Genomic DNA, 22,882 nt, shown 5'->3' on the forward strand with positions numbered 1-22,882 from the left:
GCGGTCCGGTCGCGCCCCGGCTCCACCCCACCGAGCGCGCCCCGAGCGTCGACGCGTCGGGAGCCCCACAGCCGCGCCCCGCAGACGCCGTCGCGCCCCGGTGTGCGGGGGCGCGACGACCACGACGGGGCGCACCACGGGTACGTCGGCGGCGGGACGCGCGGGAACCGGGTGTCGGGCCGGGCTGTCGCGCCCCGCGGACGCCGTCGCGCCCCGGTGTGCGGGGGCGCGACGACCACGGCGGGGCGCAGCCGCGGCGCGTCCAGCGCCCAGCGTCCGGCGTCCGAGCGGGACGCGACAGGGCGCGGACCGGAGGCGACGCGTGTTCGTGCGCCGGGCCTCCCGTGCGCGCCCTATCGGCGTCGGGATCCTGCGGATCAGTCCCGCACGTAGGCCGGAGCGGCCTCGGCGTGGGCGTCGCCCACCCGGTGCACGCGCAGGTCGTTCGTCGAGCCCTCGATCCCGGGAGGGGAACCGGCCGTCACGATGACGCGGTCGCCGGGGGCGGCCAGGCCGTTCTCGAGCAGGACGTCGTCCACCTGCGAGAAGAGCTCGTCGGTGTGGGTCTTGCGCTCGACGAGGAACGACCGGACACCCCAGGTGAGCGCCATGCGGCGACGCGTGGCCTCGTTCGGGGTGAAGGCGATGATCGGCAGGCCGTGGCGCAGACGCGACATGCGTCGCGCGGAGTCGCCGGACTCGGTGAACACGCAGAGGTACGAGGCCTCGGTGAACTCCGCGATCTCGACCGCGGCGAGCGTGATCGCACCGCCGAGGGTGCGCGGCTTGGTGCCGAGCGGCGCGATGCGCTCGAGGCCGTGGTCCTCGGTCGACTCGACGATGCGGGCCATCGTGCGGACCGTCTGCACCGGGTACTCACCGACGCTCGTCTCGCCCGAGAGCATGACGGCGTCCGCGCCGTCGAGCACGGCGTTCGCGACGTCGGAGGTCTCCGCGCGCGTCGGGATCGGCGACGAGATCATCGACTCGAGCATCTGCGTCGCGACGATGACCGGCTTCGCCATGCGGCGGGACAGCTCCACGGCGCGCTTCTGCACGATCGGGACGGCCTCGAGCGGCAGCTCGACGCCGAGGTCACCGCGGGCGACCATGATGCTGTCGAAGGCGTCGATGATCTCCTCAAGCGCGTCGACGGCCTGCGGCTTCTCGACCTTGGCGATGACGGGCAGGCGCTTGCCCTCCTCGTCCATGATCTCGTGGGCACGGTCGACGTCGGCGGCGTTGCGCACGAACGACAGCGCGATGAGGTCGGCGCCCTGACGGATCGCCCACCGGAGGTCGGCCTCGTCCTTCTCGCTCAGTGCGGGGACGTTGACGGCGACGCCGGGCAGGTTGATGCCCTTGTTGTTCGACACCGTGCCGCCGACGACGACCTCGGTGCGGACGCGGACGCCGTCGGTGTCGAGCACGCGCAGGCGGACGCGACCGTCGTCGATGAGCAGCGGGTCGCCGGGCTTGACGTCCTGGGGCAGGCCCTTGAACGTCGTGCCGCAGATCTCCTTGGAGCCGGGGACGTCCTCGGTCGTGATGGTGAACACGTCGCCGACCGCGAGGTCGTGCGGGCCGTCGGCGAACTTGGCCAGACGGATCTTCGGACCCTGCAGGTCGACGAGGATCGCGACGGGCTTGCCGAGTTCCTCGGCCGCGCGACGGACGTTCACGTAGTTGGCCTCGTGGACGCTGTAGTCACCGTGGCTGAGGTTGAGTCGGGCGACGTCGACGCCCGCTTCGATGATCTCCTTGACGGTCTCGTAGTCCGACGTTGCCGGTCCGAGCGTCGAAACGATCTTTGCGCGTCTCAATGGATTCCTTCGTGGTGGTGGATGGTGCTTGGGTTTCCGCGCTGTGGGGCCGCGCGGAACGAAGCGAGGCCACCAGCACCTTATCGAGTGCGGGTGGCCCCTCGGTCACGAGATCGAGATCGCGCGGTCCGTCGCCTTCACCGGCGCGGGCAGGATCGTCGAGCCCTCGAGGTACTCGTCCACCTTCGCCGCCGCAGCTCGCCCCTCGGCGATCGCCCAGACGATCAGGGACTGCCCGCGGCCGGCGTCGCCGGCGACGAACACGCCCGCCTCGTTCGTCGTGTAGTCAGCGCGGCGGTCGAGCGCACCGGACACCGTGGTCGGCAGCCCGAGCTGCGGTTCGATCGTGTCCGCCTCGGGACCGGTGAAGCCCATCGCGACGAGGACGAGGTCTGCGGGGATCTCGCGCTCGGAGCCGGCCTTCGGCACGCGACGGCCGTCGAGGTACTCGGTCTCGGCGACACGGAGAGCACGGACCTCGCCGGCCTCGTTCGCCAGGAACTCGACGGTCGAGGCGAGGAAGTGCCGCTCGCCGCCCTCCTCGTGGGCGCTCGTGACCTCGAACACGGTCGGGAACATCGGCCACGGCTGCTCGGACGGACGCTCCAGCGGCGGCTGCTTGCCGATCGCCAGGTTCGTCACGCTCAGCGCGCCCTGCCGGTGTGCGGTGCCGATGCAGTCCGCCCCGGTGTCGCCGCCGCCGATGACGACGACGTGCCTGCCCTCGGCGGTCAGCTGGTTGTCGACCCGGGTGCCGGCGTTGGCCTTGTTCTGCTGGACGAGGTAGTCCATCGCGAAGTGCACGCCCTCGAGGTCGCGCCCCGGGATCGGCAGGTCACGCGGCACCGTGGCGCCGGTGGCCACCACGACCGCGTCGTAGCGCGACTTCAGGTCGTCCCAGGTGATGTCACGGCCGATCTCGACGCCCGCACGGAAGCGGGTGCCCTCGGCCTGCATCTGGGAGAGGCGCGCGTCGATCTGGCGCTTCTCCATCTTGAAGTCGGGGATCCCGTAACGGAGCAGCCCGCCGATGCGGTCGTCGCGCTCGTACACGGCGACGGTGTGCCCGGCGCGCGTGAGCTGCTGCGCGGCGGCGAGCCCGGCGGGGCCGGACCCCACGACGGCGACGGTCTTGCCCGTCAGACGCTCCGGCGGGTGGGGGGTGACCCAACCGTTCTGGAACGCGTCGTCGATGATCGAGACCTCGACCTGCTTGATCGTCACCGGCGGCTGGTTGATGCCGAGCACGCACGAGGACTCGCACGGGGCGGGGCAGAGCCGGCCCGTGAACTCCGGGAAGTTGTTCGTCGCGTGCAGCCGCTCGATGGCCTGCCGGCCCTCACCGCGCCAGGTGAGGTCGTTCCACTCCGGGATCAGGTTGCCGAGGGGGCAGCCCTGGTGGCAGAACGGCACGCCGCAGTCCATGCAGCGGCCGGCCTGGCGCTTGAGGGCGCCGGACTCTTGCTGCTCGTAGACCTCTTTCCAGTCCATGAGCCGGACGGGCACGGGTCGCCGTGCCGGGAGTTCGCGTTCCTGGACCTTGAGGAATCCCTTGGGGTCAGCCACCGGTCACCTCCGAGGTCGTGTTGGGCGCTGCCGGTTCCAGACGTGCGTGACGGTCAGCCACCGGTCACCTCCATGATTCGGTTCCACACGATGTCGCCGTCGGGGTCGAGCCCCTCGTCGACGGCGCGTTGGCGGGTCTCGAGCACCGCTGCGTAGTCCCGCGGCAGCACCTTGACGAAGTCGCTCAGGTCGCCGGACTCGAGCAGGTCGGATGCCAGCGTCGAACCGGTCTCCTCGGCGTGCCGGGTGAGCAGGTCGGTGACGATCTCGACGTCGGCGCTGTCCAGTGCCTCGAGTCGCAGCTCGCCGGTCGCGAGCGCGTCGGTGTTGACGTGCTCCTCGCGCAGACCACGGACGTACGCGGTGCCGCCGGACATGCCGGCGCCGAGGTTGCGGCCGGTCTCGCCCAGGATGAGGGCGAGGCCGCCGGTCATGTACTCGAGCGCGTGGTCGCCCACACCCTCGACCACGGCGGTCGCACCCGAGTTGCGCACCAGGAACCGCTCGCCCACGATGCCGCGGATGAACATGCTCCCCTGGGTCGCGCCGTAGCCGATCACGTTGCCGGCGATGACGTTCTGCGCCGGGTCGAAGCCGGAACCGGCGTCGGGGCGCACGATGATCTCACCGCCGGACAGGCCCTTGCCGACGTAGTCGTTGCTGTCGCCGACGAGTCGCAGCGTGATGCCGGCCGGCATGAACGCGCCGAGCGACTGTCCGGCCGAACCACGCAGCGTGACGTCGATCGAGCCGCTGGGCAGCCCGTGCTCGCCGTAGCGCTTCGTGACCTCGTGGCCGAGCATCGTGCCGACCGCGCGTTCGGTGTTGCGGATGGGCAGGTCGAGGGCGATCGAGCCGCCGTGGTCGAGCACGTCGGCGGTCTGCTGGATCAGGCCCACGTCGAAGTGGTGCTCGAGCTCGTGGTCCTGCTCGCGCTGGTGGCGACGCGGCTCGGCGGCATCGAAGTGCGGGCCCGCGAGCACCGGGGCGAGGTCCAGCCCGGACGCCTTCCAGTGTTCGAGGGCACGGTCGACGTCGAGCGCGTCGGACTGGCCGATCGCCTCGTCGAGCGTGCGGAACCCGAGCTCGGCGAGGAGCTCCCGCACTTCCTGCGCGATGAACTCGAAGAAGTTCACGACGAACTCGGGCTTGCCGGAGAAACGCTTGCGGAGCTCGGGGTTCTGCGTCGCGACGCCCACCGGGCAGGTGTCGAGGTGGCAGACCCGCATCAGGATGCAGCCCTCGACGACGAGCGGAGCGGTGGCGAAGCCGTACTCCTCGGCGCCGAGGAGCGCCGCCACGACGACGTCGCGCCCGGTCTTCATCTGACCGTCGACCTGCACGACGACGCGGTCGCGCATGCCGTTGAGCATGAGCGTCTGCTGCGTCTCGGCGAGACCGATCTCCCACGGGGTGCCGGCGTGCTTGAGCGAGTTGAGCGGGGACGCGCCCGTTCCACCGTCGTGGCCGGACACGAGCACGACGTCGGCCAGGGCCTTCGTCACGCCGGCCGCGACCGCACCGATGCCGGACTGGCTCACGAGCTTGACGTGCACACGAGCGGCCGGGTTGGCGCGCTTCACGTCGAAGATCAGCTGCTTGAGGTCCTCGATCGAGTAGATGTCGTGGTGCGGCGGCGGCGAGATGAGGCCGACGCCGGCCGTGGCGTGCCGGGTGCGGGCGACCCACGGGTACACCTTCTGCGGGGGCAGCTGGCCGCCCTCGCCCGGCTTCGCACCCTGCGCCATCTTCAGCTGGATGTCGGTGGCGTGGGTGAGGTACATGCTCGTCACGCCGAACCGTCCGGAGGCGACCTGCTTGATCGCGCTGCGGCGCTCGGGGTCGAGCAGCCGGTCGACGTCCTCGCCGCCCTCGCCCGTGTTCGAGCGACCACCGAGACGGTTCATCGCGATGGCGAGGGTCTCGTGGGCTTCCTTCGAGATGGAGCCGTACGACATCGCGCCGGTGTTGAAGCGCTTGACGATGGACTCGATCGACTCGACCTCGTCGAGCGCGACGGGCTTGCGGAGCCCGTGCTTGAACCGGAACAGCCCACGGAGCGTCATGAGCTCCTCGGACTGGTCGTCCACGGCGCTCGAGTACTCGCGGAAGATGTCGTAGCGGCGCGCACGGGTGGCGTGCTGCAGCCGGAAGACGGTGTCCGGGTTGAACAGGTGCGGGGGTCCCTCACGACGCCACTGGTACTCGCCGCCGGTCTGCAGCCGCTCGTGCGAGAGCACCGCACCGTCCTGCGGGTACGCCTGGGCGTGCCGCTCGGCGTTCTCCTTCGCGATCACGTCGATGTCGACGCCGCCGAGGATCGACGACGTGCCGGTGAAGTACTTGTCGACGAACTCCTGGCTGAGCCCGACTGCTTCGAACGCCTGCGCACCGGCGTAGCTCGACACGGTCGAGATGCCCATCTTCGACATGATCTTGAGGACGCCCTTGCCGAGCGCCTTGATCACGTTCTTGACGGCCTGCTCCGGGGTGATCCCCGTGATCATGCCGGCCCGGACCAGGTTCTCGCAGGTCTCCATCGCGAGGTACGGGTTGATGGCAGAGGCGCCGTACCCGATGAGCGTGGCCACGTGGTGGACCTCGCGCACGTCGCCGGCCTCGACGATCAGCCCGACCTTCATGCGCTGCTCGGTGCGGATCAGGTGGTGGTGCACGGCGGCGAGGAGCAACAGGCTCGGCACGGGCGCCTGCTCGGCGTTGCCGTCGCGGTCGGACAGCACGATGAACTGCTTGCCCGACTCGATCGCGGCGTCGACCTCGTCGCACACCGCGGCGATGCGCTTCTGCATCGCCTTCTTGCCGGCGTCGACGCGGTACAGGCCCTTGATCGTGACGGTCAGGTGCCGACCCGACTCGGTCTCGAAGTGCTGCACCTTGGCGAGCTGGTCGTTGTCGATCACCGGGAAGTCGAGCGTGATCTGCTTCGCGTGCTCGGGCCCGGCCGACAGGAGGTTGCGCTCCGGGCCGAGGCCCATGCCCATCGAGGTGATGACCTGCTCGCGGATCGAGTCGAGCGGCGGGTTCGTCACCTGCGCGAACTGCTGCGTGAAGTAGTCGAACAGCAGCCGCGGCCGCTGGGAGAGCACGGCGATCGGGGTGTCGGAGCCCATCGCGCCGAGCGGTTCCGCGCCGACCTGCGCCATCGGGCGGAGCAGGATGCGGACCTCTTCTTCGGTGTACCCGAACGCACGCTGCCGACGGGTGACCGATGCCGGGGTGTGCACGATGTGCTCACGGTCGGGCAGGTCGTTCAGGTTGATGCGGCCCTCGTCGAGCCACTCGCCCCACGGGCCGGACGACGCCAGACCCTGCTTGACCTCGTCGTCCTCGATGATGCGGCCGGCCTCGGTGTCCACCAGGAACATCCGGCCGGGGCGCAGACGCCCCTTGCGGACGACCTTCGCGGCGGGCACGTCGATGACACCGGTCTCGGACCCCATGACGATGAGGCCGTCGTCGGTGACGAGGAAGCGTCCGGGGCGCAGCCCGTTGCGGTCGAGCGTCGCGCCGACGAGCGAACCGTCGGTGAACGTGATGGCGGCCGGACCGTCCCACGGCTCCATGAGCATCGAGTGGTACTCGTAGAACGCGCGGAGCTCCGGGTCCATCCCGACCTGGTTCTCCCAGGCCTCCGGCACCATCATCGACACCGCGTGCGGCAACGTCCGGCCGGTCAGGGTGAGGAGCTCGAGGACCTCGTCGAACGACGCCGAGTCGCTCGCACCGGGGCTCACGATCGGCAGCAGCGGAGCCATGTCGCCGAGCAGTTCGCTCTCGAGCTGGGACTGCCGCGCGCGCATCCAGTTGCGGTTCCCGCGCACCGTGTTGATCTCGCCGTTGTGCGCGATCGTCCGGAACGGCTGGGCGAGCGGCCACGACGGGAAGGTGTTGGTGGAGTAGCGCGAGTGCACGATCGCGAGCTTCGACGCGAAGCGCTCGTCACTGAGGTCCGGGTAGAACGGCTCGAGCTGCAGCGTCGTGACCATGCCCTTGTAGACCATGGTGCGGCTCGACAGCGACATGAAGTACAGGTCGTTCGCGTGCTCGGCGCGCTTGCGGAGACGGAAGGTCTGGCGGTCCAGGGCGATGCCGCTCCACGACGCGCCGTGCACGTCGTGCCGCACCGAGGCGACGAACAGCTGCTCGAACGCGGGCATGGCGGCACGGGCCAGGGTGCCGAGCACGTCGGGGCGCACCGGGACCTCACGCCAGCCGAGGACCTTGAGGCCTTCTTCGCGTGCGAGCCGCTCGACGGCGCCCTTCGCCGCGTGCCGGTCACCCTCGTCCTTCGGCAGGTAGGCGGTACCGACCGCGTACTCCCCCGCCGCCGGCAGGTCGAACGGCACCACGGCGCGCAGGAACTCGTCCGGCACCTGGCACAGGATGCCCGCGCCGTCGCCGGTGCCCGCGTCCGAACCGACGGCACCGCGGTGCTCGAGGTTGCGGAGGGCGCCGAGCGCGGCGTCGACGATGTCGTGGCCGGGCGTCCCGCGCAGTGTCGCGACCATCGCGAGACCGCAGGCGTCCTTCTCGTTCGCCGGGTCGTACATGCCGGTGGCGTCGGGGATCGCCGAGAACCGACGGTGCGCCGGCACGAGGTGCTTCGGTGCCGAGGGCTGGAGTGGCTGGAGCGCCATGGGGGAACCGTCCTCACGAGGAAGTGGAACAGGGACAGCGGTGGCCCGGTGGTGCGTTCCGCCCGGACGGGGCGGGACTGGTGCCCGTGCCCCGCTTGTGGCGGGGAGGGTGCTCCTAGGCGCGGTCAGTGGGAGTCGTGACCGCTCCGGAGCCCTGGACCACGAGGTCGTCGTCGTCGCCCTCGTGCTCCGAGAAGGTGTCGTCGGAGTCTACATCGGACTTCGGACGCGGCTCGCGACCGGGCAGGTACGGGCTCGGCTCCTTGCCGGTGTGCCGTCGGGTCTGCACGATGAAGATGACGATGCCGAGCAGGATGGCGGCGAACGACATCCAGACGTTCGTGCGGATGCCCGCGAACGTCTCGCTGGTGTCGACGCGGATCGACTCGAGGAACGACCGGCCGACCCCGTACCAGATCAGGTACAGGGCGAGGACCTTGCCCCACTGCAGCGTGAACTTGCGGTCGAGCAGCAGGATGACGACGACGCCCAGGACGTTCCAGATGATCTCGTACAGGAACGTCGGGTGGAACAGCGTGCCCTCGGGCAGGCCCTTCGGGAACGCGGCGTTCGTCGACTCGATCTGCAGGCCCCAGGGCAGGCTGGTCGGCATGCCGAAGAGCTCGTGGTTGAAGTAGTTGCCGAGCCGGCCGAACGCCTGCGCCAGCAGCACCCCGGGCACGACCGCGTCGATGAAGGACGTGAACCGCAGACCGACCTGTCGGCAGCCGATCCACGCACCGACGGAACCGAGGATCAGGGCACCGAAGATGGCGAGCCCGCCCTCCCAGATGTACAGGAACGACAGCGGGTCGATGCCGGGGCCGAAGTAGTCGGACACGTGCGTGAACACGTGGAAGAGCCGACCACCGATGATCCCGGCGGGCACCGCCCAGATCGCGATGTCGATGATGATCCAGCGCTCCACCCCGCGTGCGTTGAGGCGGCGGTTGGCGAGCAGCACCGCAGCGACGATCCCGAGCAGGATGCAGATCGCGTAGGCGTGGATGCGGAAGTCGAGCGGCAGCGACCAACCGAACGCGTCGCGCAGCCAGGCGGTCAGGTCGAAGTACTGCCAGGCGGTGCTCGGGCTCGGGATGCTCAGGAGGGGCATGGAGGAACGGTCGCCTTTCGGAACTGACGGGGCGCGGTGTCGACGTGTCGTCGGCCCCGCTCACTGTAGCGCGGGTCGTGGGCCCGCCAGGAACTGGACTAGGAGCGGCGGGCGCCGGTGGTGAGGTCGGCGGCGCGGTCGGCGACCCCCTGCACGCCGAGGTCGGCCAGAGCCCGGACGAACGCCGAGCCGACGATCGCACCGTCCGCGTACTCGAGCACCTCGGCGACCTGCTCGGCGGTCGAGATGCCGAGCCCGACGCAGGTCCGTGCGACGCCGGCGTCGCGGAGTCGGGAGACCACGGTGCGCGCAGCGACGTCGACGCCGGCGCGCGCTCCGGTGACGCCCATCGTCGACACGGCGTAGACGAAGCCGCGGCTCGCCGCCACCGCCTGCTGCATCCGGGCGTCGGAGGAGGACGGTGCCGCGAGGAACACACGGTCGAGTCCGGTCCGCTCCGACGACGACATCCACTCGGTGGCCTCGTCGGGGATCAGGTCGGGCGTGATGAGGCCGGCGGCACCCGCGGCGACGAGGTCGTCGGCGAACCGGTCCACGCCGTAGCGGAGCACCGGGTTCCAGTACGTCATCACGAGCACCGGCACGTCCGCGCGCTCGGTGATCTGGTGCACGGCGTCGAAGACCTGCGCGACCCGGAAGCCGTTCGCCAGGCTCTCCTCCGCCGCACGCTGAATGACGGGGCCGTCCATGACGGGGTCGGAGTACGGCAGGCCGAGCTCGATGACGTCCACGCCGTTCTCGGCGAGGGCGACGGCGGCGTCGACACTGGTCTGCACGTCGGGGTAGCCGGCGGGCAGGTAGCCGACGACGGCACCGGCACGCTCGGCGTTGGCGGTGTCGATCGTCGTGGCGACGGTCTGGTTCGTGGTCACAGCTGCACCGCGTTCTCGTCGAGGATGCCGAAGTAGCGACTGGCGGACGCGACGTCCTTGTCACCACGGCCGGACAGGTTCACGAGCACGACGCCCTCGGGGCCGAGCTCCTTGCCGAGCTTGATCGCACCCGCCAGGGCGTGCGACGACTCGATCGCGGGGATGATGCCCTCGGTCTGGCTGAGCAGACGGAACGCCTCCATCGCCTCGGTGTCGGTGATCGGCGCGTACTTCGCACGGCCGATCGACGCCAGGTACGCGTGCTCCGGCCCGACGCTCGGGTAGTCGAGCCCGGCGGAGATGCTGTGGCTCTCGATGGTCTGGCCGTCCTCGTCCTGCATGAGGTAGGACTTCGCACCCTGCAGGACGCCTTCGCGTCCGAGGGTGATGCTCGCGGCGTGCCGACCGGTCTCGACGCCGTCGCCGCCGGCCTCGAAGCCGTGCAGCGCGACGGACTCGTCGTCGAGGAACGCCTCGAAGATGCCCATCGCGTTCGAGCCGCCACCGACGCACGCGGCGACGGCGTCCGGCAGACGGCCGACGCGGTCGAGGACCTGCTGGCGGGCCTCTTCGCCGATCACCTTGTGGAACTCGCGCACCATCTCCGGGAACGGGTGCGGGCCGGCGACCGTGCCGAGCAGGTAGTGGGTCGAGTCGACGTTCGCCACCCAGTCGCGGAGTGCCTCGTTGATGGCGTCCTTGAGGGTGCGCGATCCGGTCTCGACCGGGATCACCTCGGCACCGAGCAACCGCATCCTGGCGACGTTGAGCGCCTGGCGCTCGGTGTCCACGGCACCCATGTACACGACGCAGTCCATGCCGAACAGCGCCGCGGCGGTCGCGGTGGCCACGCCGTGCTGGCCGGCACCGGTCTCCGCGATGAGGCGGGTCTTGCCGAGCCGTCGGGCCACGAGCGCCTGGCCGAGCACGTTGTTGATCTTGTGCGAACCGGTGTGGTTGAGGTCCTCGCGCTTGAGGATCACCCGGGCACCGCCGGCGTGCTTCGCGAACCGCGGCACCTCGGTGATGATCGACGGACGCCCGGTGTAGTCGCGCTGGAGCTCGTCGAGTTCCGCACGGAACGCCGGGTCGGCCCAGGCCGTGCGGAAGGCTGCCTCGAGTTCGTCGAGCGCGAGGACGAGCGACTCGGGGACGAAGCGTCCCCCGAAATCACCGAAGTAGGGGCCGTGCAGGTCGCGGAGTGAGGTCACGATGGGTCTTCCCGGGACGAGTCCGACGCACCGGGCTGGGCCGATGGTCGGACGGGTGGAACGTTCAGCCGCGGTCGGCGGCCTCGATGAACGACGCGAGGGTGGTGGCGGGGTCGGCGCCGGTGACGAGCGCTTCCCCGACGAGGACGACGTCGGCACCCGCGGCGCGGTAGTGGGCGACGTCGTCGGGACCCGCCACGGCGGACTCCGCGACGCGCACGACCCCGTCGGGGATGCGGTCGGCGAGGGACCCGAACAGGTCGCGGTCGAGCGAGAAGTCGGTGAGGTCGCGCGCGTTGACGCCGAGGATCCGCGCGCCGGCGTCCAGGCCGCGTGAGACCTCGTCGGCGGAGTGCGCCTCGACCAGCACGCGCATGCCGAGCTCTTCGGCCAGCGTGTGGAGCTCGACCAGCTGCTGCTGCTCGAGTGCTGCCACGATGAGCAGCACCACGTCGGCGCCGGCAGCCCGTGCCTCGACGACCTGGTACGGGTCGGCGATGAAGTCCTTGCGCAGGACGGGGACGCCGACACGGGCCTTGACGGCTTCGAGGTCGGCGAGGCTGCCGAGGAACTTGCGCCCCTCGGTCAGGACGCTGATCGTCGACGCGCCGCCGCGCTCGTAGTCGGCAGCGAGTGCGGCCGGGTCCTCGATCGGGGCCATCGAGCCGCGCGACGGGCTGGCGCGTTTGACCTCGGCGAGGATCTTCACCCGGTCGCCCGGGGCGAGGAACGCGAGGGCGTCGAGCGGCGACGCCACCCGGTCGAGGTCGCGTTCGACGTCCGAGTAGGGACGGTCGACACGACGGGCGGCGGCGTCCTCGAGCGCGCCCGCGACGAGGGTCTCGAGCACGTTCGGCATGCGAGTCCTACTCGGCGTGGTGCTTGGCGACGTACTTCGGACCGTTGACGCCGTAGCCCGCCTTCGCCATGACCGCGCCGATGACCAGCCCGATGACGACGACCGCAGCAGAGGCCCAGACGCCCCACGCCTGGTCGAACCAGAAGAACAGCGTGCCTGCCGCGAATCCGATCAGCATGATCACGACGGCGGTCCAGGCGGCCGGCGAGTGGCCTTCGCCGAGTTCTGCGGGCTCAGTGTTGCTCACGGTGCTCCTCGTTCTGCTCCGGCGTCGTCGGTCGACCGACGCCCATCCGATCCTACCGTGCCGGCGGTCGGGTCGACCCCAGCACTGAGGTCGTCCCAGTCCACGACGGCGTCCCGCTCGACCGGTGCCTTCGCGCGGGCGTCGGCCGCAGCGCCCGCCGTGGCCGCGCCGTACTTCCGGCTCGGTCCGGGCCAGGCGCGCTGCACCACGATGACGACGATGCCGAGCAGCACGGCGAGCACGCCACCGACGATCCCGACGGCCGGCCAGAGCGACACGTCCACTCCGGACACGACACGGCGCACGGCGGCCAGGTCGCTGACCCCGGCCACCTCGCCGACCGCACCCTTCGCGGCGGCGATCGGGTCGCCGAGGGCGGTGATGCCGCTGACCACGACGCCGACGCCGAGCAGGATCTCGACGCACGCGAGCACGACGCGCAGGACCCGGCCCGCGATCGTCATCGCGAGGAACAGCGCCAGGCTCGCGATCGCCAGAGCGGTGTACTGCGGCACCACCGCGGCTCCGTCGGCGTCGACCGTCGAGGTGACCGCAGCACCGGCGTGCAGGTCCACCGTGAACCAGGTCTGCGTCCACGAGAGCATGATGACGCCGGCGACGAGCAGCCCGGCGACGACGACGATCGGGCGCGAGCGCTTCACGAGCGCACCTCGCGCATCCGGTTCGCCGTGGCCACGGCCCGCAGCGGTGCGGCCGCCTTGTTGATGGTCTCCTCGTGCTCGGTCGCGGGGTCGGAGTCGGCCACCAGGCCGGCGCCCGCCTGCACGCGGGCCACGCCGTCCTTGATGAGGGCAGTCCGGATCGCGATCGCGATGTCCGCGTCGCCGGCGAAGTCGAAGTACCCGACGACCCCGGCGTAGGCACCGCGCTTCGCCGGTTCGAGCTCGTCGATGATCTCCAGCGCGCGGGGCTTCGGCGCGCCCGACAGCGTGCCCGCCGGGAACGTCGCCCGGAACACGTCGATGGCGGTCATCCCCGGCCGCACCGCACCCTCGACGCTCGACACCAGGTGCATGATGTGGCTGAACCGCTCGACCGTCATGAACTCGGTGACCGCGACGCTGCCGGGCTCGCAGACCTTCTGCAGGTCGTTGCGGGCCAGGTCGACGAGCATCAGGTGCTCGGCGCGCTCCTTCGGGTCGTCGAGCAGGTCGTCGCCGAACCGGACGTCCTCTTCCGGGGTCGCACCGCGCGGGCGCGACCCGGCGATCGGGTGCGTGATGGCGCGGCCGGACTGCACCTTCACCAGCGCCTCGGGCGAGGCGCCGACGATCCAGTAGCGCTCGTCGGCGGTGTCCGCCAGGGCGAGGAAGTACATGTAGGGACTCGGGTTCAGGGTCCGGAGCACGCGGTACACGTCGAGCGGGTCGGCCGTCACCTCGTGGTCGAACCGCTGCGAGACGACGACCTGGAACACGTCGCCGTCGCGGATGAACTCCTTGGAGCGCTCGACCGCGGCCATGTACTCGTCCGGCGTGGAGCGGTGCGTCGGCGTCGGCTCGGCGATCTCGAAGGCCTCGGCGACGGTCGCGACGCTCGGCTGCACCAGGTCGGCCTGCAGGCGGTCGAGGCGGCGCTGCGCATCGGCCCACAGGGTGTCGGCGTCGTCGGTGCCGTCGTTGAGCACGCTCGCGACGAGCAGGACGAGCCCCGTGCGGTGGTCGAGCGCGACGAGCTCGGAGACGAACGACAGCGCCTGTCCGGGCACGTCGAAGTCGGCCGGCGGCACGTTCGGCAGGTGCTCCAGCTGGCGGACGGCCTCCCAGCCGATGAACCCGACGGTCCCGCCGACGAGCGGCGGCGAGCCGGGCACCCGCGGAGTGGCCCAGCGCTCGTGCAGGCGCGCGAGGACCTCGAGCGGTTCGCCGTCGAGCGATCCGACGGCGCGCTCGGCGTCGATGCCGGTGTCGATCCAGGCGGCGCGGTCGCCGTCCTGCGTCAGGACGCCGAAGCTCCGCACGCCGACGAACGACCAGCGCGACCAGAGGCCGCCCTGGCCGGCGGACTCGAGCAGGAACGACCCGGGACGGCCGTCGGCGAGCTTGCGGTAGACGCCGACCGGCGTCTCGCTGTCGGCGTACAGCGCGCGCACCACCGGGACGACACGGTGGTCGCCCAGCAGGGCGTCGAACTCCGGCCGGGAGGTCGTGTGCGGCGCGTCGGAGATCGTCGCGGTCGTCATCGGGTCGCCTCCACTGCCGTCTCGGCCGGGGCAGACGCGGTCGCGTCCGTCGGCGCAGATGCGGTCACGGGCGTCAGCGGGTCGACGTCGAAGCACCGGTGCGCACCGGTGTGGCACGCGGCCCCGACCTGCTGCACCGTGACGAGGAGCGTGTCGTCGTCGCAGTCCAGCGCGGCACCGCGCACGTACTGGGCGTGCCCCGAGGTGTCGCCCTTCCGCCAGTACTCGTTCCGCGACCGCGACCAGAAGGTCACGCGCCCCTCGGTGAGGGTGCGGCGGAGCGCTTCCCGATCCATGTACCCGAGCATGAGGACGTCCTTCGACGACTCCTCTTGCACGATGGCGGGGAGCAGCCCGTCCGCACCGAAACGTGCGCGGTCGAGGACCGCCTCGGTGTCGGTGCTGGTGCTGTCGGTCATGAGACTCCTAGCCTACGGCGGCGGATCGGCGGAAGGCGGCGGTTCGGCGCTTCAGCGGACGGCGTGGCCGGTCGCGCGCAGCGCGGCCTTGACGTCGCCCACCGTCATCTCGCCACGGTGGAAGACGGACGCGGCGAGGAGGGCATCCGCACCCGCGTCGACGGCGGGGGCGAAGTGCTCGACCCGACCCGCGCCTCCCGAGGCGATGACCGGGACGCGCGCGACCGAGCGCACCGCGGTCACGAGTTCGAGGTCGAACCCGTTCTTCGTGCCGTCCGCGTCGATGGAGTTGACGAGCAGCTCCCCCGCGCCGCGCTCGACGGCGTCACGCGCCCAGGCGATCGCGTCGATGTCCGTCTCGGTGCGGCCGCCGTGCGTGGTGACCACGAAGCCGGACGCGGTCCGGTCGGAGCGCTTGACGTCGAGCGACAGCACGACGGCCTGCGCGCCGAAACGGTCGGCGATCTCGCCGACCAGGTCGGGCCGGGCGATCGCGGCGCTGTTCACGCCGATCTTGTCCGCGCCGCACTGCTGCAGGCGGGAGACGTCGTCGACGGAGCGGACGCCGCCGCCCACCGTGAGCGGGATGAAGACCTGCTCGGCGGTGCGGGTGACCGTGTCGTACATCGTGGCGCGGTTCTCGACCGTGGCGCCCACGTCGAGGAAGGTCAGCTCGTCGGCACCCTGCTCGTAGTAGCGGGCGGCGAGCTCGACGGGGTCACCGGCGTCCTGCAGGTCGAGGAAGTTGACGCCCTTGACGACCCGGCCGCCCTTGACGTCGAGGCACGGGATGACCCGGACGGCCACGCCGCCGAGCGCCGTGGCTGCCGCGGTCACAGTCGGGCCGCGTGGATCGGGCTGACGAGGATCGCACGGGCGCCGAGGTCGTACAGGGCGTCCATGATCAGGTTCGCGTCGTCGCGCGGGATCATCACGCGCACCGCGGACCAGTCGCGGCCGTGCAGCGGCGACACCGTCGGCGACTCGATGCCGGAGGCGACCGCCGTCGCCTGCTCGAGCAGGGCGGTCGGGATGTCGTAGTCGAGCATGACGTAGCCGCGGGCGACGAGCACGCCCTGCAGCCGACGACGGAGCACGTCGATGCCGGGGATCGTCTCGTCGGTCGACACCAGCAGCGCCGTCGACTCGAGGATGACCGGTCCGAAGATCTCGAGGCCGGCCTGTCGCAGCGTGCTGCCCGTCGACACGACGTCGGCCACGGCGTCGGCGACCCCGAGGCGCACGGCGCTCTCGACCGCGCCGTCGAGCTTGACGAGCGTGGCGGTCACGCCGTGGCGGGTGAGGAAGTCCCCCACCAGGCCCGGGTAGCTCGTCGCGACGCGGACCCCGTCGAGGTCCTGCAGGGTGCTGAAGCGGCCCGGCGTGCCGGCGAACCGGAAGGTGGAGTCCGCGAAGCCGAGCGCGTCGACCTCGTGCGCCTCGGAGCCGGAGTCGAGCAGCAGGTCGCGCCCGGTGATGCCGACGTCGAGCGCACCGGAACCGACGTAGGTCGCGATGTCGCGCGGGCGGAGGAAGAAGAACTCGACACCGTTGCGCTCGTCGAGCAGGTGCAGCGCCTTCGGGTCACGCCGACCGGCGTACCCGGCCTCGCGCAGCATGTCGGACGCGGTCTCGGACAGGGAACCCTTGTTGGGCACGGCGATGCGGAGCATCAGGAGGTCTGCTTTCTGGTCGGGGTGTCGGCGGCTGATCAGCGGATCAGAGATGTCGCCAGACGTCCGCCGGGGACAGCCCCTTCGCGACCATGAGCACCTGCAGGTGGTACAGGAGCTGCGAGATCTCCTCCGAGGTGCGCTCGTCGCCCTCGTACTCGGCCGCCATCCAGACCTCGGCTGCTTCTTCCACGATCTTCTTGCCGATCTGGTGCACGCCGGCGTCCAGTTCGGCGACGGTGCCGGAGCCCTCGGGGCGCGTGCGCGCCTTCTCGGTGAGCTCCTGGAACAGGTCGTCGAACGTCTTCACGCGGTCCAGGCTACCGGTCTCCGCTGACGCTTCCGACGTACCGTCCGGACGGGTCGCGCTCATGCCCGCGCCCGGGCAGCCGCTTCGCGCAGGTCGGTGATGCGCTGGGCGGGTTCACCGCCGTAGACGGCCGACCCCGCGACGAGCGTGTCGGCGCCGCTGCGCACGGCCTCGGGCACGGTGTCCACCGAGATGCCGCCGTCGACCTCGAGCCACACGTCGAGCCCGGAGGCGTCCACGGCCGCACGGGCATCGGCGAGCTTCGGCATCACGGACGGCATGAACGACTGGCCGCCGAACCCGGGCTCGACGGTCATGAGCAGGATCATGTCGTAGGCGTCGAGGTGGTGCAGCACCTGCGTGATCGGGGTGCCGGGCTTCACGGCGACGGCCGCGCGGGCGCCGTTCGACCGGATCGCGGCGGCGGTCGCCACCGGGTCGTCGGCTGCCTCGAAGTGGAACGTGACGCTCGACGCACCGGTCTCGGCGTACTTCGGCGCGTTGACGTCGGCGTCGGTCACCATGAGGTGCACGTCGAGCGGCACCGGGGACACCTGCTGCAGGCGCTCGACGATCGGCAGGCCGAGCGTGAGGTTCGGTACGAAGTGGTTGTCCATCACGTCGACGTGCACCAGGTCGGCGGTCTCGATGCGGTGGAGTTCACGCTCGAGGTTCGCGAAGTCGGCGGAGAGGATGCTCGGCGAGATGCGGATCGTCACCCGGCAAGCCTACCGGCGCGTGGCCGACACCCGGCCCGCCGCGACGCTCAGCCCACGCGGCGGAGCAACGCGATGAACATCGCGTCCGTCCCGACCCGGTGCGGCCAGAGCTGCGCCGTGTTCCCGTCCGCGATCTCCGGGTCGCGAGCGGCGACCCCGCGGACGATCGACGCGGTCTCGAGCTGCTCGAGCACGTCGCCGTGCCGCCCCATCAGCGCGTCGACCTGCCCGCGCGTCTCCGCCAGGTGCGGCGAGCACGTCACGTACGCGAGCGTCCCACCCGGTGCGAGCACCCGGACCGCGGCGTCGAGCAGCTCGGTCTGCAGTGCCGCGAGCTCCTGGACGTCCTCGGGGGTCTTCCGCCAGCGCGCCTCCGGCCGACGACGCAGGGCGCCGAGGCCCGTGCACGGCGCGTCGAGCAGGATGCGGTCGAACGTCATGCCGGTGCCGTCACGGCCGTAGCGCCTCGCGTCGCCCTCGACGACGCGGACGTGGTCGCCGAACACGCCGAGCGCGTTCCGCACGAGTCCGGCGCGCGCCGGCACGAGCTCGTTCGCGACGAGGGTCGCACCGCCCTGCTGCGCCTCGGCGGCGAGCAGCGCGGCCTTGCCGCCGGGGCCGGCGCACATGTCGAGCCAGCGCTCACCCGCGCGGACATCGGACGACCGGCTCAGCGCGAGGGCGGCGAGCTGCGAGCCCTCGTCCTGCACGCGCAGGCGACCGGCGGCGACGCCCGGCACGCGCGCGGGGTCACCGGAGATGCCCCGGATCCCGACGGGCGAGACCGGCAGGGCGTCGGCGTCCGGCACGGGGTCGGCGGTCCGGACGGGAGGCACGGTGCCGGTCGCGCCGTCGGCCTCCGGTTCGTCGTCGGCCGGCACCAGGGCCGCGGGGACGTCGTCCGTACCGGTCGCGTCGGCGAACGCGGCAGCGGCGTCCTCGTCTGCGTCGGGCACCGTGCGCGCGGTCGCGGTGGCGATGTCCTCGTCGGTGGCGAGCCCGGGCAGCGCGGCGAGCTGCACCCGGGGCGCGGCGTTGTCGGCGGCGAGCAGGGCGGCGAGCTCGTCGCGGGAGCGTTCGGCGGCCAGGGCGTCGCGCAGTGCCGAGACGACCCAGACCGGGTGCGACCACCGGGTGGCGAGCAGCGCGTCGCCGCCACGGCCCGCGGTGATCTGCGCGTCCCACTCCGCGTCGGTGCGCGCCGCGATCTTGCGCATCACGGCGTTCACGAAGCCGGTTGCGCGGCGGGCACCGACCTCGCGCGCGAGCTCGACCGTGGCGTCGACCGCGGCGTGCGTCGGGGTGCGCATCGCGAGCAGCTGGTGGGCGCCGAGCCGCATGACGTCGAGGACGTCGGCCTCGATGTTCTCGGGCCGACGACCGGAGGCCAGCGCGATGATGACGTCGTAGCGGCCGAGCATCCGGATCGAGCCGTAGGTGAGCTCGGTCGCGAACGCGGCGTCGCGGGCGGTGAGGCCGGCACGGCGGATGCGGGTCGGCAGCAGCAGGTTCGCGTAGGCGTCGTCGACCTGGACGGCACGGAGCACGTCGAACGCGACACGTCGGGCGTTCGCGGGGCGCGGGCCGCGGCGGGCGCCACGGGTGTTCGTCGGTTGGCTCATGCGAGGACCTTCCCGTCCAGTTCACCCAGGCCGCGGGCCCAGGCTGCGGCGTCCATCGCCTTCTTGCCGGCCGGCTGCACCTCGAGCAGCGCCAGCGGGGTGTCGGCGGTCCCGACCAGCAGCCGGCCGCCGTGGAGTGCCAGCGCACCGGGCGCGAGCTGCGGGGCGGGGTCCCCCGTGCCTCCCGTCAGCCGGTTGCTGCGGAGCAGCTTCACCCGGGTCTCGCCGAGGTGGGCGTACGCGCCGGGCTCGGGGGTGACCCCGCGCAGGCGGGCGTGCACGACGGTCGCCGGAGCACCGAAGTCGATGCGCCCGTCGTCGATCGTGAGCTTCGGCGCGAGCGTCGGCGCACCGGTCTGCTCGGTCGCGACGGCCGCGCCGGCGGCGATGTCGTCGACCACCCGGGCGACCGTCTCGGCGCCGGACTCGGCCATGGCGGCGAGGACCTGGCCGGAGGTCGCCTCCGGGTCGATGTCGAACGGGTCGGCGGCGTACACCGGACCGGCGTCGAGCGCCTCGACGAGCTGGAAGACCGACGCGGCGGTGCGGGTGTCCCCCGCCATCACGGCCCGCTGGACCGGCGCGGCGCCGCGGTACGCCGGCAGGTCGGAGAAGTGCAGGTTGACCCAGCCGAGGCGCGGGGCGTCGAGCGCGGGGCGTCGGAGCAACGCCCCGTAGGCGACGATGACGCCGAGGTCGACGTCGAGGTCGGCGATGCGCGCGGTGACGTCGGCGTCGACGCGGCTCGCCTCGATGACGGGCAGTCCGAGCTCCGCGGCGACCTGCGCGACCGGTGTCGGCGTCAGCACGCGCTTCCGGCCCTGCGGTGTCGGCGGACGCGTGAGGACCGCGGCGATCTCGTGGTCGGACGCCGCCAGGCGACGGAGGGTGGGGACGGCCGCAGCGGGGCTGCCGGCGACGACGAGACGCATGGGTTCGATCCTCCCACGAGCGCGCTCGCCGGACTGACCCGAACCGGGCCTCGGCCGGGTGGGTACGGTCTGCGGCACAGCACGAGAGGGGTTCCCATGTCCGACGTCACCACGTCCACCAACCGCTTCGCAGGGTCCAGCATTCAGAAGGTCGCGCTGCTCGTCGGCGTCGTGTTCCTGCTCGTCGGGATCGCCGGCTTCGTGCCGGGGCTGACCACGGGCGACCTCGGGGGTGCCGGCCACGGCTCGATGGCGATGCTGCTCGGGCTCTTCCAGGTGTCGGTGCTGCACAACATCGTGCACCTGCTGTTCGGGGTCGTCGGGGTGCTCGCCGCCGGGTACGCCACCGGTTCGAGGATGTACCTGGTGCTCGGCGGGGTCGTCTACTTCGTGCTCTGGGTCTACGGGCTCTTCACGGCCGGGCACTCCTCCGGTGCGAACTTCGTGCCGCTGAACTGGGCGGACAACTGGCTGCACCTCGTGCTCGCGGTCGGCATGGTCGCGCTCGGCGTGGTGTTCCCGCGCGAGCGTCCTCGCCCGGTCGGCGCCTGACCCGCGGTCGGTCATCGATCCGGAACGACATCCTCGTCGTCGTACGACGTCGAGGATGTCGACCTGCGTCGGCAGCCGGCGGGTCAGACCTCGCTGAACGGTTCGGCGTCGTCGAGCCGGACCCGCAGCGTCGGTGCCGCCCGACGCCGGTTGCCGCCCTTGAGCACCCGGCGGGTCGACGAGCGCCGGATCACCTCGGCCTTCAGGGTCGCCGCGACCTCGGCGCCGTGGGCGTACGGGAACCGCACGATCGCCCGGACCGTGCCGGGCAGGGCGTCGTCCTCCACCGGGACCGGACCGAGGACCGGACCGGCGGTCGCCCCCTCGAGGGCCTCGACCGCGGCGGTCACGGCCTCGTCGGTGCCGGTCATCGTCGCGACGCGGACCGCCGGCGGGAAGTGCAGCTCGCGGCGGTCGGTGAGTTCGTCGTGCGCGGGGCCGTCGAGCCGCCACAGGGCCATCGCGGTCGCGAGCTTGCCGCCGATGCCGACCAGGTAGGCCTCGGCCCCGGGAGCGCCCTTCGCGGCGGCGTTGGTCCAGAACCGGAGCACGTCCTCCTGCACGCGGAGCCCTTCACGCGCGAGCATCTTCTCGCCGTCGAGCAGCAGCACGCACGCGTACCCACCGGGCACGCTCGGCTCGGCACCACGGGTCGCGACGACGACGGACGGTCTCGCGGGGACCTCGTCGAGCGGGCGTGAGCCGTCGGCCACCACGATCCGGGTACCGGGGAACGCCCGCCCGAGTTCGTCCGCGGTGCGTTGGGCGCCCTGCCCCACGGGCTTCACGGTGCCGTTGCCGCACGTCGGGCAGCGGAAGCCGACCGCGAGTGCACCGCAGAAGCGGCACTGCGGGGTGGCACCGCGGTGCGGACTGCCGAGCGGGCCGCCACAGATCCGGCAGTGCGCCCGTTCGCCGCACTCGGCGCAGACGAGTCCGGTGCCGAACCCGGGGCTCGCGACCTGCACGAGCACTGGCCCGTGCTGGCTGGCCTCGCGCGCCGCACGCCAGGCGGAGCTGGGGATGCGTGCCTGTGCGGCGTACCCCTCTGCCGAGGTCTGCTGAACGGTCGGGATGACCTTCGGGGTCTTCACCCGGAACGGCGTGACGTCCTGCAGCCAGTGGAGTTCGACGAGCCGCTGCACGTCGGTGCTGCGGGCGTGCGAGACGAACAGCAGGGCGGCACCGGACTGCGCAGCGCGCACCAGCGCGACGTCGCGCGTGTGCACGTACGGCGCACGCTGCTCGATGAACGAGGCGTCGCCGTCGTCCCACATCGCGATGAGCCCGAGGTCGGTGGCGGGCGCGTACACCGCCGTGCGGTTGCCGATGGCGACGACGGGGTGCGTGCGCGCCTGCAACAGGGCCTTCGCCCGTTGCCCGTTCGTCTGCTTGGCGTCGAAGCGCACGACGCGTTCCGGTGGCAGCACCGCGAGCAGGGCGCGTTCGAGGTCGATGACGTCGCGGAAGTCCGGGACGGCGATGACGGCGGACTGCTCGGCCGCGAGGGTGTGAGCGGCCGCCTGGGCGAGCGTCGCGGCCCACCCGGGGACCCACACGGGCTCCGCGTCGGCGTCGTCCGGCGACCCGGGCAGCGCCACCGGGTGCGGCACGGCGGCCACCGCAGCGCGGTCGTGCTCCGCGATCACCCCTTCGAGCATGCCCTCCGCGTAGCCGGTCACCGGCGGGGCGGTCACCGTCGGCGGCGACCACGACGGGTCGCGCGCGAGCCAGGCCTTCTCGGCCCGGACCTGCCGTGTCGGCACGGCCAGGCGGAGGACGTCGGACGCCACACCGGCGGCGCGGTCGGCCACGGCGCGGGCGAGCTTCCAGATCTCCGGCGCGAGGACCGGGACGGGTGACACCAGGGTCTCGATCGCGCTGAGCTCGCCCGGGTAGTCGCCCTCGTCGACGATCTCGACGACGTAGCCGTCGGACATCCGGGCCCCGGTTCGGAGCGGGACCTTCACGCGGACCCCCGGCACGCAGTCGTCCTCGAGCTCGGCCGGCACCCGGTAGTCGAACAGACGGTCCAACTGCGGGAGCGGCGAGTCGAGGACGACGCGCGCGACGGTGGTCAC

19 protein-coding genes are annotated in these 22,882 nt (G+C 71.8%); 1 reads left to right on the plus strand and 18 read right to left on the minus strand.

The genetic code is table 11. From position 1 onward, the window contains the following. Window positions 1-377: 377 nt before the first annotated feature. From pyk to ACVKXF_RS09715, 17 genes are all read right to left on the minus strand, one after another. A complete protein-coding gene (gene pyk, locus ACVKXF_RS09635; protein WP_111083936.1) occupies window positions 378-1,823 on the minus strand; it encodes a pyruvate kinase in 1,446 nt (481 codons plus the stop codon). 105 nt (window positions 1,824-1,928) lie between these two features. Continuing rightward, window positions 1,929-3,389, minus strand: a complete 1,461-nt coding sequence (locus ACVKXF_RS09640) for a glutamate synthase subunit beta (RefSeq protein ID WP_456795576.1) — start codon at window positions 3,387-3,389, stop codon at window positions 1,929-1,931. Window positions 3,390-3,442: 53 nt separating this feature from the next. Continuing rightward, window positions 3,443-8,047, minus strand: coding sequence for a glutamate synthase large subunit (gene gltB / locus ACVKXF_RS09645; protein ID WP_456795577.1), 4,605 nt, complete (start codon window positions 8,045-8,047; stop codon window positions 3,443-3,445). 115 nt (window positions 8,048-8,162) lie between these two features. Then, entirely contained in the window at window positions 8,163-9,161 is a 999-nt protein-coding gene (lgt, locus tag ACVKXF_RS09650; RefSeq protein ID WP_456795578.1) for a prolipoprotein diacylglyceryl transferase, read from the minus strand. Window positions 9,162-9,259: 98 nt separating this feature from the next. Then, window positions 9,260-10,054, minus strand: coding sequence for a tryptophan synthase subunit alpha (gene trpA / locus ACVKXF_RS09655; protein WP_123312477.1), 795 nt, complete (start codon window positions 10,052-10,054; stop codon window positions 9,260-9,262). Next, on the minus strand, window positions 10,051-11,265 hold the full coding sequence (gene trpB / locus ACVKXF_RS09660) for a tryptophan synthase subunit beta (protein WP_123312475.1): 1,215 nt from the start codon (window positions 11,263-11,265) through the stop codon (window positions 10,051-10,053). Before trpB ends, trpA begins: the two co-directional genes overlap by 4 nt. Window positions 11,266-11,329: 64 nt before the next feature. Beyond that, entirely contained in the window at window positions 11,330-12,115 is a 786-nt protein-coding gene (gene trpC, locus ACVKXF_RS09665; protein ID WP_123313093.1) for an indole-3-glycerol phosphate synthase TrpC, read from the minus strand. A 16-nt stretch (window positions 12,116-12,131) separates the two neighbouring features. After that, the gene (locus ACVKXF_RS09670) at window positions 12,132-12,371 is read right to left on the minus strand and encodes an HGxxPAAW family protein (protein ID WP_185021341.1); all 240 of its coding nucleotides are present in this window, start codon (window positions 12,369-12,371) and stop codon (window positions 12,132-12,134) included. Beyond that, the gene (locus ACVKXF_RS09675; protein ID WP_123312472.1) at window positions 12,368-13,033 is read right to left on the minus strand and encodes a Trp biosynthesis-associated membrane protein; all 666 of its coding nucleotides are present in this window, start codon (window positions 13,031-13,033) and stop codon (window positions 12,368-12,370) included. The genes ACVKXF_RS09670 and ACVKXF_RS09675 overlap by 4 nt, the downstream gene beginning before the upstream one ends. Beyond that, the gene (locus tag ACVKXF_RS09680) at window positions 13,030-14,574 is read right to left on the minus strand and encodes an anthranilate synthase component I (protein ID WP_456795579.1); all 1,545 of its coding nucleotides are present in this window, start codon (window positions 14,572-14,574) and stop codon (window positions 13,030-13,032) included. Before ACVKXF_RS09680 ends, ACVKXF_RS09675 begins: the two co-directional genes overlap by 4 nt. Then, window positions 14,571-14,993 (minus strand): phosphoribosyl-AMP cyclohydrolase, encoded by a 423-nt coding sequence (hisI, locus tag ACVKXF_RS09685; RefSeq protein WP_456795580.1) that lies wholly within the window; start codon window positions 14,991-14,993, stop codon window positions 14,571-14,573. Before hisI ends, ACVKXF_RS09680 begins: the two co-directional genes overlap by 4 nt. Before the next feature lie 51 nt (window positions 14,994-15,044). Continuing rightward, window positions 15,045-15,830, minus strand: coding sequence for an imidazole glycerol phosphate synthase subunit HisF (hisF, locus tag ACVKXF_RS09690; RefSeq protein WP_260233020.1), 786 nt, complete (start codon window positions 15,828-15,830; stop codon window positions 15,045-15,047). Then, entirely contained in the window at window positions 15,827-16,666 is an 840-nt protein-coding gene (gene hisG, locus ACVKXF_RS09695) for an ATP phosphoribosyltransferase (protein WP_123312468.1), read from the minus strand. The genes hisF and hisG overlap by 4 nt, the downstream gene beginning before the upstream one ends. A 46-nt stretch (window positions 16,667-16,712) precedes the next feature. Further along, window positions 16,713-16,976, minus strand: a complete 264-nt coding sequence (locus tag ACVKXF_RS09700) for a phosphoribosyl-ATP diphosphatase (RefSeq protein WP_456795581.1) — start codon at window positions 16,974-16,976, stop codon at window positions 16,713-16,715. 59 nt (window positions 16,977-17,035) lie between these two features. Then, the gene (gene rpe, locus ACVKXF_RS09705) at window positions 17,036-17,695 is read right to left on the minus strand and encodes a ribulose-phosphate 3-epimerase (RefSeq protein WP_123312466.1); all 660 of its coding nucleotides are present in this window, start codon (window positions 17,693-17,695) and stop codon (window positions 17,036-17,038) included. A 47-nt stretch (window positions 17,696-17,742) separates the two neighbouring features. After that, complete coding sequence (locus ACVKXF_RS09710) at window positions 17,743-19,317, minus strand: RsmB/NOP family class I SAM-dependent RNA methyltransferase (protein ID WP_456795582.1); 1,575 nt, start codon at window positions 19,315-19,317, stop codon at window positions 17,743-17,745. Next, window positions 19,314-20,249 (minus strand): methionyl-tRNA formyltransferase, encoded by a 936-nt coding sequence (locus ACVKXF_RS09715; RefSeq protein ID WP_456795584.1) that lies wholly within the window; start codon window positions 20,247-20,249, stop codon window positions 19,314-19,316. The genes ACVKXF_RS09710 and ACVKXF_RS09715 overlap by 4 nt, the downstream gene beginning before the upstream one ends. 96 nt (window positions 20,250-20,345) lie before the next feature. Between ACVKXF_RS09715 and ACVKXF_RS09720 the strand changes: the two genes are divergently transcribed. Further along, a complete protein-coding gene (locus tag ACVKXF_RS09720; RefSeq protein ID WP_123312459.1) occupies window positions 20,346-20,801 on the plus strand; it encodes a DUF4383 domain-containing protein in 456 nt (151 codons plus the stop codon). An 83-nt stretch (window positions 20,802-20,884) separates the two neighbouring features. Here ACVKXF_RS09720 and ACVKXF_RS09725 read toward each other — a convergent pair whose 3' ends face one another. Beyond that, the gene (locus tag ACVKXF_RS09725; RefSeq protein ID WP_456795585.1) at window positions 20,885-22,882 is read right to left on the minus strand and encodes a primosomal protein N' family DNA-binding protein; all 1,998 of its coding nucleotides are present in this window, start codon (window positions 22,880-22,882) and stop codon (window positions 20,885-20,887) included.

This window comes from Curtobacterium sp. PvP017, from assembly GCF_054060195.1.